Source organism: Leisingera sp. ABM4_060 (assembly GCF_056158765.1).
Genome location: NZ_JBSWTX010000001.1, coordinates 45,526 through 60,217, shown reverse-complemented (window position 1 = coordinate 60,217; position 14,692 = coordinate 45,526). Strand labels below are relative to the sequence as shown.

14 protein-coding genes are annotated in these 14,692 nt (G+C 58.9%); 5 read left to right on the top strand and 9 right to left on the bottom strand.

Features of this window, described 5'->3' with window-relative positions; genetic code table 11:
• Position 1 precedes the first annotated feature (1 nt).
• On the top strand, positions 2 to 1,261 hold the full coding sequence (locus ACXAEH_RS00270; RefSeq protein WP_475030497.1) for a trimethylamine methyltransferase family protein: 1,260 nt from the start codon (positions 2 to 4) through the stop codon (positions 1,259 to 1,261).
• Between the two features lie 836 nt (positions 1,262 to 2,097).
• Here the strand turns inward: ACXAEH_RS00270 and ACXAEH_RS00265 are convergent.
• From ACXAEH_RS00265 to ACXAEH_RS00255, 3 genes are all read right to left on the bottom strand, one after another.
• Positions 2,098 to 2,484: a metallopeptidase family protein gene (locus ACXAEH_RS00265; RefSeq protein ID WP_475030496.1), complete on the bottom strand. Its 387-nt coding sequence runs from the start codon at positions 2,482 to 2,484 to the stop codon at positions 2,098 to 2,100.
• 445 nt (positions 2,485 to 2,929) lie between these two features.
• Positions 2,930 to 3,496 (bottom strand): DUF4259 domain-containing protein, encoded by a 567-nt coding sequence (locus ACXAEH_RS00260; RefSeq protein WP_475030495.1) that lies wholly within the window; start codon positions 3,494 to 3,496, stop codon positions 2,930 to 2,932.
• Positions 3,497 to 3,926: 430 nt separating this feature from the next.
• Positions 3,927 to 4,253, bottom strand: coding sequence for a DUF1330 domain-containing protein (locus ACXAEH_RS00255; RefSeq protein WP_475030494.1), 327 nt, complete (start codon positions 4,251 to 4,253; stop codon positions 3,927 to 3,929).
• Positions 4,254 to 4,487: 234 nt separating this feature from the next.
• Between ACXAEH_RS00255 and ACXAEH_RS00250 the strand changes: the two genes are divergently transcribed.
• Positions 4,488 to 4,628: a recombinase family protein gene (locus ACXAEH_RS00250; protein WP_475035494.1), complete on the top strand. Its 141-nt coding sequence runs from the start codon at positions 4,488 to 4,490 to the stop codon at positions 4,626 to 4,628.
• 283 nt (positions 4,629 to 4,911) lie between these two features.
• Positions 4,912 to 5,142 (top strand): hypothetical protein, encoded by a 231-nt coding sequence (locus ACXAEH_RS00245; RefSeq protein WP_475035492.1) that lies wholly within the window; start codon positions 4,912 to 4,914, stop codon positions 5,140 to 5,142.
• 348 nt (positions 5,143 to 5,490) lie between these two features.
• On the opposite strand, the gene ACXAEH_RS00240 is transcribed toward ACXAEH_RS00245, so the two are convergent.
• The 3 genes from ACXAEH_RS00240 to ACXAEH_RS00230 all read right to left on the bottom strand — a co-directional run bounded on the left by ACXAEH_RS00240 (position 5,491) and on the right by ACXAEH_RS00230 (position 8,686).
• The gene (locus tag ACXAEH_RS00240) at positions 5,491 to 6,699 is read right to left on the bottom strand and encodes a phospholipase D family protein (protein ID WP_475030493.1); all 1,209 of its coding nucleotides are present in this window, start codon (positions 6,697 to 6,699) and stop codon (positions 5,491 to 5,493) included.
• Between the two features lie 310 nt (positions 6,700 to 7,009).
• On the bottom strand, positions 7,010 to 7,915 hold the full coding sequence (locus ACXAEH_RS00235; RefSeq protein ID WP_475030492.1) for a hypothetical protein: 906 nt from the start codon (positions 7,913 to 7,915) through the stop codon (positions 7,010 to 7,012).
• Positions 7,916 to 7,957: 42 nt separating this feature from the next.
• Positions 7,958 to 8,686, bottom strand: coding sequence for a DUF2971 domain-containing protein (locus ACXAEH_RS00230; RefSeq protein WP_475030491.1), 729 nt, complete (start codon positions 8,684 to 8,686; stop codon positions 7,958 to 7,960).
• A gap of 401 nt (positions 8,687 to 9,087) precedes the next feature.
• On the opposite strand from ACXAEH_RS00230, the gene ACXAEH_RS00225 reads away from it, so the two are divergent.
• Positions 9,088 to 9,402, top strand: coding sequence for a nucleotidyltransferase domain-containing protein (locus ACXAEH_RS00225; RefSeq protein ID WP_475030490.1), 315 nt, complete (start codon positions 9,088 to 9,090; stop codon positions 9,400 to 9,402).
• 293 nt (positions 9,403 to 9,695) lie between these two features.
• Here the strand turns inward: ACXAEH_RS00225 and ACXAEH_RS00220 are convergent, their stop codons facing one another.
• Positions 9,696 to 11,981 (bottom strand): adenosylcobalamin-dependent ribonucleoside-diphosphate reductase, encoded by a 2,286-nt coding sequence (locus tag ACXAEH_RS00220; protein ID WP_475030489.1) that lies wholly within the window; start codon positions 11,979 to 11,981, stop codon positions 9,696 to 9,698.
• A 198-nt stretch (positions 11,982 to 12,179) separates the two neighbouring features.
• Between ACXAEH_RS00220 and ACXAEH_RS00215 the strand changes: the two genes are divergently transcribed.
• Positions 12,180 to 12,611, top strand: a complete 432-nt coding sequence (locus ACXAEH_RS00215) for a DUF1489 family protein (RefSeq protein ID WP_475030488.1) — start codon at positions 12,180 to 12,182, stop codon at positions 12,609 to 12,611.
• A gap of 295 nt (positions 12,612 to 12,906) precedes the next feature.
• Here ACXAEH_RS00215 and hisG read toward each other — a convergent pair whose 3' ends face one another.
• Together hisG and ACXAEH_RS00205 are read right to left on the bottom strand one after the other, a co-directional pair.
• Complete coding sequence (hisG, locus tag ACXAEH_RS00210) at positions 12,907 to 13,605, bottom strand: ATP phosphoribosyltransferase (RefSeq protein WP_475030487.1); 699 nt, start codon at positions 13,603 to 13,605, stop codon at positions 12,907 to 12,909.
• Positions 13,602 to 14,690, bottom strand: a complete 1,089-nt coding sequence (locus ACXAEH_RS00205; RefSeq protein WP_475030486.1) for an ATP phosphoribosyltransferase regulatory subunit — start codon at positions 14,688 to 14,690, stop codon at positions 13,602 to 13,604. Before ACXAEH_RS00205 ends, hisG begins: the two co-directional genes overlap by 4 nt.
• Between the last annotated feature and the right edge of the window lie 2 nt (positions 14,691 to 14,692).

The following is a 14,692-nucleotide window of genomic DNA, read 5'->3' as shown; positions in this document are numbered from 1 at the left end:
CATGCTCACCAACGGCTTTGCAGGCGCATTTGCAGAAGATCCCGGCGCCTGGATCCAGCAGATCAAACAATCTGCCGATGCCATTCTCCGCGACCTGGGAATTCAGTTTGAAGGCGACCCCGAAACGCTGGAGGCGCTGCGCGGGATTGGCGCCTCCGTTGACGGCGAACGGGTCCGGCTGGACGGAGGGGCACTGCGCGCCATCATCCGCGCATCGGCCCCGGCCCGCTTTGGCCTTCGTGCCCGGGACCCTGCCTTCGACTGCAGCGTCGGCTCGGGCTGCCCGCCGGTCTGCGCCCCGGTCTATGGCCCGCCAAATGTTCTGCTGGCGGATGGCAGGCGCACCATGGGGAGCCGCCAGATCTACCGTGAGCTGGTCTCCATGGCCGATGCCTGCGGCGGCCTGGCTAACACCGGCCACATGCTCTGCGTGATGAACGACATCCCGGAACAGGAGCGCCCCGCGGAAATGGCGCTGGCGCATCTGGAATGCTCGCGGAAACCCTTCATGGGCAGCGTTGCCTCGCCCGAAGCTGCCCAAGAGGTCATCGGCATGCTGCAAGCCGCAATGGCAACCAGGCCTGCCCTCCCAGCCGGGCCGCAAGAGGAGCCGTCCTGCAACCTGCTCCATCTCATCAACTCCACCCCGCCCCTGACCTACAAAGACAACCCGCTGAAATGCCTGCGCACGGTGGCCCAGGCTGGTGAGGGCTGCATGATCACCTCCTACATGATGCTGGGCGCTACTGGACCGGTGACCCCGGCAGGCGCTTTGGCCCAGGGGTATGCGGAATGCCTGGCCGGGCTGGCACTGGCACAAATCTGGCGTCCGGGAACACCGGTGGTCATGGGGCTATTCGGAACTCCGTTTTCGATGCGTTCCATGCAGCCTTTCTTTGGCGACCCCTTAACTCAGCTCATCCAGATCCATGCCGTCGCACTGGCCCGCGATCTCGGCGTTCCCGTACGCGGCGACGGCGGCATCACTTCGGCGCCGGTTGACGATGCCCAGGCTGGATTTGAAGGCGGCCGCGCCACGAACATTGCCCTCACCGCAGGCTGTGATTTTGTGCTTCATGCCGCCGGCTGGCTGGAAAGCGGGCGCAGCGTCTCGATCGGTAAATTTGCCCGGGAGGCGTCGGCCTTGGAAATCTTGTCTAGGTGTTTGATCCCAAGGTTTGATGGTGCGGTCCATTCGATGGAATGGAAGGATGCCCGCCGCTCCGCCAGCCTGCTTACCCGGCGGTCCACGCGGTCCTGACCTTCGCACCCGAGACCAACCTGCTTCAATTCGTTTTCCCACCGAAGGCAGTCATCACGATCCTCCGGGTCCGGAGGCACGATACCGCGCTCAAGCGCGCGGCGTGTTTTCAGGAACCGTTCCAGGCGCTGCCGAATTGCCCGCCGGTCTTTGTCGGCATTGTGGAACTCTGCTTCGATAAACTTGATCTTGGACATGGCTGGCCCTTTCCCGGCGCGCGGCGCCATCTGGCCCCCGATTGCACACAGTGCGTTCGGGAAAATGAAGGAAAGAACCTGGCCAGGTTTGAGTTTCAGTCCTGCTCAATATGGCCATTTCAGTCAACAGGCGCTGCTGATCTTTGGAGGGAAAAGGCACCCCCTCAGCATGCAGAAAGCTAAGGACGTATAAGCCATTGTTTTAAAACAAAACCACCGGCCGAATTTCGGCCGATGGCAATTAACCTTGTGTCAGAATGGCAGACCCCCCCCATCAATGGCAGTTATTTCATGGGTCCGACAACTGACGTCCGACACCAGAACTACGTCTTGTCCGCGTTACTGGTTGTTTAATTTCAATAACTTAGCTTCGCATGCGACAAACGTAAATCCGCCTTCCGACACGCCCAGACCGTTCTGCGGCATGTCCAGACCGTCTTGACCAAGAAGACTTAAATGCGGCTCCGAAACCTGAGCACAAAAAAACCGCCCCTAGGGGCGGTTCGGTTTGGAAAACATGGCGAAGGTCAGCTGCTTTTGGGCCGCCGCCGCTTCCTGCGCTCTTCCTCGTATCTCTGCAAGGCGGTGCCAGTAGCTATGGGCTCACTCCCAACTTCCTCCTGGGCAGTGAACAACTTCTCAGACCCACCATTGGTCGATGGCTGCGATTTCTTCGTCAGTCCATCCGAAGTGATGGGCGAATTCGTGAATAACAACATGCGCGATCAACTCGTTCAGCTCGACATTGCCGCGATCGCGCCATTCCGCCAGGATCGGCTGACGGAAGAGCCAGACAACATCCGGAGGCGGCCCCATGTCGAGAATGGACTTCTCGGTCATGGGAATTCCCTCGTAGAGCCCCGTCAGCTCGTGCGGATCCGCAAAACCAAGATCGTCCAGCATGGTCGGCGCAGGCCACTCGGCAATGCGCAGAATGACGTTTTCTGCAGCAGGCCGGAATGCTCCCGGTAGGGAAGCAATAGTGGCGCGCGCGATCTTCTCGAAATGCTCAAGGTCCTGGTCCATGCACTATATATGGTTTCTTGAAACGGTGTAGTGAACCGCTAAGACCGAGGGGGGAGTCCATATGTCTGGCGCGAACAGTAGCCTCGGCCCAAAGTCGCCATTGGTCACGTTGTCTCGTTGCTGCGGTCGCAGCCCGCTTAACAGACATTCGCTGCGGCAGCGAAGTCGAGCACTTTCTGAACTGGAAGTTCGCGGGACATTTCTGCCGTTCTATTTCCCCTAAACGTAAGCGGCCAGCCAGATAGTAGGTTCGTGGGAAAAACCGCAACTCGCCAAACGTTCGCGCCATATAGAACTCTCCCGTGCTAGAGCGTCTAAGGTTCCCTAGGTTTCAAGCGCCCGTCTTCGGTCAGGTCGCTTTCTCCGTAACCCACGTCCAGCATCATGCGCCGCCGCGCCGTTGGTCGGAGATCTCCATTCGGCATTAGGTCTTCCGGGTCGTACCCTAGGTCCACCACCATCTGGCGCCGCGTCGCAGGTAATGGTGCAACGTCGGGTGTCCAGTGAGGACCGGGACCCCGTCTAATTTGACTTCGATACAAGCGCGGTGCGAGGTGGAACCCAACACACCTCCGCCGCTGTCGTCGTAGTCAAACGGCAGACCATCGCGTTCTGTCACAGCCTCGTAGCAGAGATAGCAATGCCCTATGAAGTCGGCGGGCAATTCCGGCTTTGGCTCTGGCGGGGAATAGGGCTCTGAAGGGTTAAGACGGACCAGCAACGCATCAAGCGCATTGTGCCATTCCTCTGCGTCATCCTCCCACAACTCCGCCAAATCCGACGTGAAGCGAACATGCTTTACCAAAGCCTTGGCTTGGTCCAACGCCTCCCCCGACACGGCACGTAATTCGAGATCCGGCAACTCCGGCAGGTCCGCAGGAGGCCGTCCCAAACCCGCTGCGAGCAAGTCGCAGGCCGCGAGCGCCGCACAGGCCTCGTCGACCTCCAACCTTTCTGGCCGGGCCGAGATCCGTCTCAAGCACTGAGTCGAAATTCGACAGGGCGTCCACATAATCTAAGGCGTCATCGTTGCCGAAACTGCCCGCGCTCCAAGCTCCCATCTGTGTCCTCATGCTGTCGCTTAGTCTCAAAGTTGCACACAAATTCAGGCGCATTTGTGGCGCTTGCTTGGCCCCTGGCTTGCCAGTGAGGTTGCGTGGGCTTGACGGTAAACGCAGGCGGCCCATTGCGGTCCCTCGCCTCAGTAGCTGGTTTCCGCGGCACGGCCCGTCAGAGAAAACATTCGCTGCGCTTGCAAAATCACGCAAACTGCGAACTCACACAGTCGAGGCTTTGCCGTCATTCACGGTTTCGGCTTGAACGACCGGTGTGCTATCCAAGTGACCAACGTTTCCTGAACAGCCCAAGACTGTCTCCTAACCCTGAACTGGCGAACGCAGAGAGTTGACCGGGCCGGTTTTGGCCCGATCTCAAGACAGGCTTCAGCCCGCTCTCAGATAAGGTATTGCGCCTGCGACGTCCGTGTCGTCGATAACGTGGAAATTCGAAATGCTTCCCGATTGTCGGGCCTGACCGTAAGGCGCATAGGCGGGATCTGAGGCGAACCCGTCTAATGCCGCCCGGGACGGAAATTCTAGGATAGCAATCAGAGTGCTGTCCTTCGCGTCGCCTTCGAGGGTCTCGATATTTCCGCTGCGCGACAGATAGCGGCCGCCGTGCTTCTCTACCAGCTTGTGGACGTTTGCGGCATACTCCAGGACCCAACCATCGTCAGTGACCTTGATGTCTGCAATCAGATAAACGCTCATGTTTTCTCTCCTGTTCAGTGGCTCACCAAGTGGTTGCGCCATGCTCTCGAAGATTGCCCGAAGCAACAAAACCGCCGCCAGTCCTGGAACTGGAGCGGACGGTACAGTTCCAGGACTGGTCGCATAGGGAATATTTTTTTTCAGGCAATGGTCTTGAACTTTCCCCAAAGAAGTAGCCTGACCTATGATTAGGAAACGGAAGACCATAGATGGCGACAAGAGGACCAAGCTTCGCTGCGCAGAATCTTCCAGGATTATGCCAAGGGCCTGTCCCCCAAGAAAATCGCAGAGGCGCTCAATAATGAAGGCGTGCCTGCGCCTTCCGGCCGCCATTCGAGCGCCATGGCAACCGCCAAAGGGGCACCGGCGTCCTGAACAATGAGCTCTACAACGGACGGCAGATCTGGAACCGGCTGTGTTACGTCAAGGTCCCCAAACTGGAAAACGTATCTCCCGCCTGAACCCAGAAAGCGATTGGACCATCACCGAGGTGCCAGAGCTGCGGATCATTGACCCAGACCTCTGGGAAGCAGTCCACTGCCGCCAGGGCACGCTGAAGACAAAAGGCACATCGCCCCCGGTCTAGGAACGCCGCCGCCCGAAGACGCTGTTTTCCGGACTGATGGCCTGCGGCTGCTGCGACAGCGGCTTTGCCAAGATCTCCAGGGACAGCTTCGGCTGCTCCCCGGCGCGGAACAAGGGCGCCGCGGTCTGCAGCAACAAGCGCACGATCAAGCAGGCCGATCCTCGAAGTTTGAACGCCTTGTCATGCTGTCTCGTGGCAACTCCTACGATCGGAGTTCCATCTGAATGTCGGATTTGCTTGCGCTGGCAATGCTCTTTCGCGCCTGCCGAGAAAGTCCGCTTCCCGCCCACCTGCACGTGCTAGCCCGCCTGAGTGGTCACCAGGCATGGGACCGCTTCGGGCTGCCTGTCGTCATTCACGCCAGGTGCGGCGAATGCCCGGTCAGAGCCCATTTTACCGAGCGAGCAGTTGCAGCATTTCGCAGCCGCAGCGAATTCCCGCGAGAAAGCCCGGCCCATTGCTGTCCTTCGGTCAAGCAAACGCCGATGCATTGCAGCTTACCGAGAACGGACGTTGGCATTGGTACGCAGCAATTGGGGGTGCCGAAGGCACCTTTGTGGACTTAGTAATCTTTCCCACTTTTCCTCTCAGCATCCAACGCCTGGTATTAGTGATCGGACACCCCTATTTCGAATGCTCCCGAAACTATCGTTAAGGACTGTAGTAAATCGCATCCAGCATGGCTACGCGCGCATCCCAAAGCTCCATTTCAGGACCTGACGGGCGTTCGGAATTGAACCAAGGTGCCTGATGGACGGGTTCGATAATCCTGTCCCAATAGTTATCAAGCGATAGTGTAGTTGGCGAAAAGTTGAGCGCCTTCGCTAGGCCTTTTTTGTTGGGACCATCTACGCAAACAAACAAATCTGGGCGTTTCATCGTGATTAAGCGTGTCGCAGAGCCAATCGGATCCCTGGCCGCAAGAGTTTTTCGGAAAGCTCCGACATACTTCTCAAATTGATGTCGAGTGACGTCACCTCGTTTTGGAATTTGATCCAAGGCTTCCGCAATACCCAGCTTTTTTCGCTCAATAGCCTTTGAGAACACAGTGGCCCGATTCATCGAACCGAACCACCCCCAATCGTGTCCCTCCAGTTTTGCCTCAGCAGCTTCCGCGTTACGGAGAATTCCAGCAACACCTTTCCACTCCGCGACCGAAAGATCCATGAAGGAGCCGCTCTTCGCAAACATCGTTTGGATGACCCGAATCAACTCAATGCGTCTTGCATAATCATGAAATTTGTCTTCTTGCGCGCGTTTGGAAAAATCGTCCCACGACATGGAGGCAAGCTTCGAATCCAGTCGGTCCCATTGATCCTTTTCATTGGGCAGAACTGGATTTTTCGGCCTTGGTTTTTTACTTGCGGCCTTAGCTTGCAGTCGGTAGCTCGTGGCTAGTTCTTTTGTAATGCTACAACGAAACTGTTTATATGCCGCAAGCTGATCTCGAATTTCCTTGAAAACAGTCTCATCGGCATCCCCGTGCATGTAAATGTTCGCTTCTAAATTTCCGCCTAGGCCGCCACGAGTGAAGTTGGCGCTGCCGACGATCGCCGCAGCCGATTTGCCTGTTTGAAAGTAGTATATCTTCGGATGAAAGCATCCAGGCCTGTTTTTCGCGACGAAAGCGTTGGGGACGCCCACCAGCTTATCAATTAGATCAGGGTCGCTCGCTGAAAAATCAACCCCAAATATCACGTTGTCAAATTTTGACTTATTTCTTAGCAATGTTTTCGAAATGGGGGTCCAATGCCCCCAGGCTACGGCCATTGAGATAAGTTCGTGCTCATCGATTAATTTCTTGAGGTGGTGAGATAATTGACTTGCGTCTAATAATTTGACTTTCATCTTCGATCCCATTACGTCACCATCGATTCAGCTTAGGCAATTTTAGAGGCAAGAGAGTCGATAGATCGCACGTGCTCAAGGCCTCACTTCGGCTCCGATCTGCCGTTCCTCGACCTTCCTGTGGCCGCTGCGCGGCATCACCAAAACGGTCATTCGTACCTTTAGTGAGAATTTTCACAATTGCTCATTACCCTTTGGTATCGTTGTTCCAACCAATTTGCTTCCAATCGTGTCCGTCGAACCAAACTGCACCCTCGGATCAACGTGCAGATCAGTTAAGTCCGTTAGTCCATCGCGATCCGAGTTTGAGATCGCTCAGCGTTCAGTTCGATGCCGGACGCGGCTGAAATTGCCTCTCGCGGACAGGGCGCTTCAAAATCCGGTCGAGATCGGCATAGGTGAAGGCCGGCGCGCGGCCGATCAGGAAGGATGGCGCGAATAAATCGATCACCTTCTGACCTGGCTTGAGAGCTTCTCGTATCTCGCGCCGGGCCTGTTTCAGTTGTGTGCTGGAAGGGTTTACGATGCCGTCACGTTGCAAAACAGCCGAGACCATTCGCTCCAGGCGATCCTGCCGCATGCGCCCGATGCAGTAGGTTCTGATGTATCGCAATAGGGATTGAAGAAACAAACCCTGGCAATGAAACAACTGCATGACCCCGCCAAAAGTCGCCTCGAATGCGGCCGTCACATTCGAGGTTCGGTTCATCTCCCGATAGAAGGCCAGGGTTTGCGCCTCGAGGAAGCCGACGCTGATTTCTTTAGGTGGGGCACAGAAGACATAAGCCGGCACGGGTCGTTTCAGGCTCACCTGCCTATATAGATGCAGGCCAAAGCACAGCGCAAAGATGCAGATGAGATTGTTGGCCGTCGCAACATTGAGGGCCCGCAGGTCTTCGATGATCTCGCTCCAGCCGACACGTTCGCCGCTCGGCGCAAGCAGGAGGCCCTCATCGACCGAGCCGTGAGCATCGACGTGGAGCACGGGCCTCAATCCCTGCTCAGCCTTGGCCGACAACTGCAAAAAGAGTTCGCTCAATTCGGCACGATTGCGAACGGCATACACGAAGACGGGGAAACCGCCGGCGGTGGTGGCGAAGCCCTCAAGATCTTCGAGGATGCGTCGACTGGGACCCATTTCCTGTTCCGGCAGTGAGTGGACCCACACGATCGCGTTGGTCTGCAACGTTTCTGAGATCGTGAGGGCGGTGTCCGAGTAGCATATCATTCTGTAGTGTCTCGCCTTGCTCTGGTACCTGCTCTTTGGGCATCAGACATATCGGGGTTGGCCGAGAAGGGTGGAAAGCTCAAGGCGATCGCTGAGCCCGGCGGCTGCTACATGTTGAGCGATGGTGGCGCGCTCGGCTTCTGTAGTGGTCGAGCCAAGCACGATGCGTTCGATTAAAACGGAAAGATCGACGTCTACAAGGATACCGTGTTCGGGAACCAGAACGCCGAATTCCTCGGCTGTTCGAACGGAGATTGCGAGCCGATACTCCCGCTCCCACTCAAAGGCCCTATGCTTGAAGAAGAACCGATCGAGCATAGCAACGCCACGCAAGCGAACCTTGGTCAGGTCGACATATTGGACCGGACCACCCCACAGATCTTCAACGCCATATTCCGGTTTGAGCCGGAAGGGCTTGAAGGCGGCACGGATGCGATCGGGCGTGGTGCAGATCGCTATGCCTTTGTGCTCTCCGGCGTAGAGCTTCCACATGGCATCGCTCTCGTAGGCTGCGCGATGCCAGCAGCTAATCTTAGTCAATCTCTTCAGTTGGAAAAAGGCGTGCTCGGCGCTATCCATTTCGGAGTAGCGCGGATCAGGTGGCGGTGCGTTCAACTGAACGGCGACGGCGCCTTCGAAGGAATTGATGAACTGGTTGGCCGATGCAAAATACAGCCAACTCTCCGCCAGTGTTGAAAGGAAGCGCTCGAAGCGAAAATACTTCCAGAGCGTCTCGTTGCCCTCGGCGGCAGCATCGCCAATCTTGCGCAAAATATACTCCCAGTTTCAGCACCGCTTACGTAGTGTTCAGCTCTCAAGTAGACTTCCCGTAACATACTGGAGGAAAAGCGCAATGCTCCACTTATGGGGTGACGATTCCCAGTGATCTGCGTCTGGGGAATCGGGTGGTTGCGCAGTCGCCCGCTGATGCTTCGGGGAAGCCGTAAGCAGTCGTCAGTAAGACAATGTCAGTGACCGCCTTCTTCGCATCTCGGTCATTCATGCGATCCGCAGCGAACGACTGGTATCCGCCCTGTTTACACGAGTACCGCGAACGGCTCTTTGCCATTTTCCAAATCAAGCTTTCGCTTGTTTCCATGCAGCTGCCCCAAATCAACCTTTCCCATGACAGTTACCGGTGCAGCCTCTATTTTGGGGGCAGGGAGACCCGGATGACACGTTTCGAAGCTTTGCAGGAGCAGCGCAGGCAACTGCATCTGAAGGCGGCAAAAGCCGCCTGGCAGACAATTCATTCGGAATTGGCACACAAAGGGATCGCACATGAGCTTTTCGGATCCCTCGCTAAGGGGGACTTCCGAGAGCACTCGGACATTGACCTAATGATCCTGGGCAAGCTGTCTTGCGGGGAGCGCGCAATGGTCCGCAGGTTCGCGGAAGACACCGCTTCAAACGCCCGGGTCAAACTGGACCTGCACTTTGCGGAAGACCTCACTGAAAGGACGCTGTCGGCCCTTCTTGAGCATTGAACTTCAGGCTAGGTCGCGTTGACAACAGGAGGTCATACTGGGTTGAGCGGCAAACAATATTGGGCTCAAGGAATTGCAAATGACTGCGGAAAGCAATCCAGTTTCGCATGTACCCACCCAGAAAGCGAGGAAGGCGGAGCACTAGCTCCGCCTTCTCTGATTGGTGAGGTACTTTGCCGCCCAAACGGACAGTTCTACAGCGCCGTAGAAGCCTAGATCAAAAACCCGTTTTTTGTCGCAAAGACGCAGTTCCGCTGTCGGACGTCATCAACGACAATCAGCTGCGTCCCAAATCACCCGCATTTCGAATGGCCGCAGCTGCGGCAGGTCATGCAGCCTTCGACCATTTGCATGTCAAACTGGCCACAGCTGGGGCAGGCCTTGCCGCGCGGGGCGTTCAGGTTCACCACTTGCGCCTGCGGGTCGGATTTCAACCCCATGCCCTCGCCTTCAAGGAAGCCGGTCTTGACCATGTGGGTCTCGATCACACCTCCGATGGCTGCCAGAATTGAGGGGATGTACTTGCCCTGCACCCAGGCGCCGCCGCGCGGATCGAACACCGCTTTCAGCTCCTCGACCACAAAGGACACGTCGCCGCCGCGGCGGAAAACGGCAGAGATCATCCGCGTCAGCGCCAAAGTCCAGGCGTAGTGCTCCATGTTCTTGGAATTGATGAACACTTCGAACGGGCGGCGGTGGCCGTTGATGATGATGTCGTTGATGGTGAGGTAGATCGCGTGCTCGCTGTCCGGCCACTTCAGCTTGTAAGTATGGCCTTCCAGCGACTGCGGGCGGTCCAGCGGTTCGGACATGTAGACCACTTCGGCGCTGTCGCTTTCGTGCGGTGCCTGCGCGGTTTCGCCCGGCGCGGTGTCGGCGCTTTCGCTGACCGACAGTACCGAGCCGGTCACATCGTTCGGACGGTATGTGGTGCAGCCCTTGCAGCCTTGGTCCCAAGCCTGCATGTAAACGTCCTTGAAGTCATCAAAGGAGATATCTTCCGGGCAATTGATGGTCTTGGAGATCGAAGAGTCGATCCACTTCTGCGCCGCCGCCTGCATTTTCACATGGGCCGCAGGGCTCAATGTCTGGGCGTTCACGAAATAGTCCGGCAGCTTGGCGTCCGCGCCAAACTTCTCACGGTACATCTGCACTGCGTAGTCGACCACTTCCTCTTCGGTGCGCGAGCCGTCCTTCTGCAGCACCTTTCGGGTATAGGCATAGGCAAACACCGGCTCAATGCCTGAGGACACGTTGCCTGCATAAAGCGAGATGGTGCCGGTCGGCGCGATCGAGGTCAGCAGCGCATTGCGGATGCCATGCTCGCGGATCGCGTCGCGCACGTCCTCGTCCATGTTCAGCATATTGCCGGATTTCAGGTACGCCTCAGCGTCAAACAGCGGGAAGGCGCCCTTTTCCTTGGCCAGGTCCACCGACGCCAGATAGGCGGCGCGGGCAATCGCGTGCAGCCATTCGTCGGTTTGACGCGCCGCCTCGTCGGAGCCGTATTCCAGTCCCAGCATCAGCAGCGCATCAGCCAGGCCGGTGACGCCCAGGCCGATCCGGCGCTTGTTCTTCGCTTCCTGCGCCTGCGCCTCCAGCGGGAACTTGGAGACGTCCACCACATTGTCCATCATCCGGACTGCGGTGGCGACCAGCTCCTGCATTGCGGCCTGATCCAGCTGCGCGTCACCCTCGAACGGGTTGGACACCAGCCGCGCCATGTTGATCGAGCCCAGCAGGCAGGCGCCATAGGGCGGCAGCGGCTGCTCGCCGCAAGGGTTGGTGGCGCAGATGTTCTCGATATAGTTGAGGTTGTTGGCCTTGTTGATGCGGTCGATGAAGATCACGCCCGGCTCGGCATAGTCATAGGTCGCCTGCATGATCTTGTTCCACAGGTCGCGCGCCTGGACAGTATGATAGACCTTGCCGTCGAACTGCAGCTCCCAGGAGCCGTCCGCCTTCACCGCTTCCATGAAATCATCGGTGACCAGCACCGACATGTTGAACATGCGCAGCCGCGCCGGATCGGATTTGGCGGTGATGAACTGCTCGATATCCGGGTGGTCGCAGCGCATGGTCGCCATCATTGCGCCGCGGCGCGAGCCTGCCGACATGATGGTGCGGCACATTGCGTCCCAGACATCCATGAACGACAACGGGCCGGAGGCATCCGCCGCCACCCCTTTTACATCCGCGCCGCGCGGCCGGATGGTCGAGAAATCGTAACCGATGCCGCCGCCCTGCTGCATGGTCAGCGCTGCCTCTTTCAGCATGTCGAAGATGCCCGACATGCTGTCCGGCACGGTGCCCATCACGAAGCAGTTGAACAGGGTCACCTGCCGCGCGGTGCCCGCACCTGCGGTGATCCGGCCTGCGGGCAGGTATTTGAAATCCTCCAGCGCGCCAAAGAACTTCTCTTCCCAAGCCGCCGGCTCCGTTTCCGCCCGCGCCAGATCCCGGGCAATCCGCCGCCAGCTGTCTTCGACAGTCACATCGATCGGCGTGCCGTCGGCCTGCTTGAAACGGTACTTCATATCCCAGATCTGCTCGGCGATGGGGGCGGCAAAGCGGCTCATGTCGTGGTCCTTTGAGTCGTTTAGGCGTCTATGGGTCGCAAACGGCAGAGGCGCTGCACCGGAGGTCCTCCGGCAGCGAATCCGCCATTCGTTAAGGCTTTCTTGCAGCAAAAGCGTGGACAAACACAATACCTTGAAGTCAGGGATCCGTAAACTACTATATACTGACGAAACTATGGACGACTCTGTGGGGAACCTGTGGATAAGCGCGTGAACCTTGTGAAGCTTTCCGTGGGCACTGAAAGTGTCGACGGCCTGATGGCCTGGCAGCAGATGCGCCGGCGCGAACTGCCGGAGGGGCTGCCGCGCCATGTCACCCGCATGTGGCCCAAGCGCGAAGAAGAGATTCTCAACGGCGGCTCGATCTACTGGGTGATCAAGGGGCTGATCCAATGCCGCCAGCGCATCCTGCGGATGGACGAAGTCACCGGCGAAGACGGCATCCGCCGCTGCGCCATCATTCTGGATCCGGAGCTGCACCGCACCCACACGGCACCGAAGCGCCCGTTCCAAGGCTGGCGGTACCTGAAGACCGAAGACTCGCCTGCCGATCTGCCCGCCGGCAAAGGCCAGGAAGACCCCCTTCCCCTGGAATTGTCGCAGGCCCTGGCCGAGATCGGAGTGATCTGAGGCAGCTTGCTCCCCCCGCGGCAGCCTCGCCAGCGCCGGGCGTCAGCCCGGCGCCCGGCCCAACCGGGGCGGAGGCATCTTTGATGGCTCCAGCCCCGGGCGGGAGCACACCGGCAGGTGATCTTTGAAAGAGACCAGGAAGTGTCGTTTCGGCGGCAGCGTGCCCGTCCTCGCTTCCCGCCCGAGGCCAGTGTGGTGCACTGAGTATTTTTACAAAGAAGAAGCCTGAAGGGACCAGCGCTTCTTCTTTGCTCAAATACTCAAAACCACCGGGCGCCGCGGGCGATGGCAGCGCTTACTTGCGGTGTTCCAGCAGGTCCAGCAGCGTGTTCAGCGCCGCCTTTTCATCGGCTGCATATTTCGCCACCCGGCTGCGCCACAGGGTGGCCTGCGACTTCAGCACCAGACCGTCGTTCAAAAGCTTCAGGTGGTTGGCCCGCAGCGTCTCGCCGGTCGAGGTGATATCCGCCACCATTTCGGCGGTCTCGTTCTTCACCGTACCCTCGGTTGCCCCCTGGCTGTCGACCAGCTGATAATCCGCCACCCCGGCCTCGGTCAGAAACTCCCGCACCAGGCGGTGGTATTTGGTGGCAATCCGCAAGCGGTGGCCGTGCTGCACCCGGAAGGCGGAGGCTGCCGCGTCCAGGTCATCCAGCGTGTCCACATCGATCCAGAACTGCGGCACCGCCAGGATCAGATCGGCATGGCCGAAGCCCATCTCCGCCAGGCCTTCGACCTGCTGTTCGAACCGCGGCAGTTTCTCCTGCACCAGATCCGTGCCGGTGACCCCCAGGTGAATGCGCCCCGCCGCCAGCTCGCGCGGGATCTCCCCCGCCGACAGCAGCACCAGCTCCATGTTCGATACCCCTTCGACCGCGCCGGCATATTCCCGGTCCGACCCGGTGCGCGACAGCGTTACGCCGCGCTTGGCAAACCAGTCAAAGGTCTTTTCCATCAGCCGCCCCTTGGACGGCACCCCAAGCTTCAAACTCATGCCCGGGCCTCCTCAAGCTGCAGCATCAGGTCGGGACGGATCACGCCGCCCACGGCCGGGATCTCTTCGCCCTCCCCCAGCTGCCGGGTCAGCGCATCGTAGCGCCCGCCGCCCGCCACCGGCGTCAGGTCGGGCCGGGCTTCGGCGTAAAAGCCAAAGACAAACCCGTCATAATACTCCATCGAGGTGCGCCCGTAGGAGGCCTCGAAATCGAGGTTTTCCACATCCACCCCGCGCGCTTTCATCGCCGCAGTACGCGCATCCAGCCGGTCCAGCGCCGGGTTGATCTGCGGCAGGTCCACCGCGATGTCGCGCATTTGCTCTGTGGCAAAGGGCACAGTCTCGCGCACCGCCATCAGCGCTTCCAGCGCCAGCAGTTCATTCTCGGCAATCACCGGCGCCTTGGAATCTTCGCGCAGCGCCTCGATCCGCGCCTGCACTTCCGACGCCCGGCGTTTGCCGATCTCCACTGCCGAACCGGTCAGGTCGCCCTCGGTTTCAAGCAGCTTCTTGCGGCTCTCCGGCACCGGCGCCCGGCCCGCAAAGCGGTCCAGCAATGCCCGGAACCGCCGCGGCCGCCAGATGTGGCGCATCAGCGCGGCCTTGCGTTTTTCCGTGGTGTTCAGCCCCTGCACCGCCGCCATCAGAATGCCGATGTCGCCGGTTGCCGCCCGCAAGGGCAGCCCGCGCACCTGCAGGGCAAACAGGGAAAACACCTCGGCATCCGCCGCCGCTGCATCATCGCGCTCAAACACCTCATAGCCGACCTGCAGGTATTCATTGGACCGGTCCGGATCCATCTCCTGACGGCGGAACACCTCGCCGGAATAGGTATAACGCGCAGGCTCGGCGCCATGGCGCATATGCGCCTCCACCACCGGCACGGTGAAATCCGGGCGCAGCATCTGCTCACCGCGCAGCGCATCGGTGGTCACATAGGCGCGGGCACGGATGTCCTCGCCGTAAAGATCCAGCAGAGTTCCCGCCGGCTGCAGCAGGGGCGTATCCACAACTTGGGCGCCCGCGGCCTCGAAGCGGACCCGCAGCTGTGCAGCGCGGGCCTGAATGTCAGAACGAAGCGCCATGA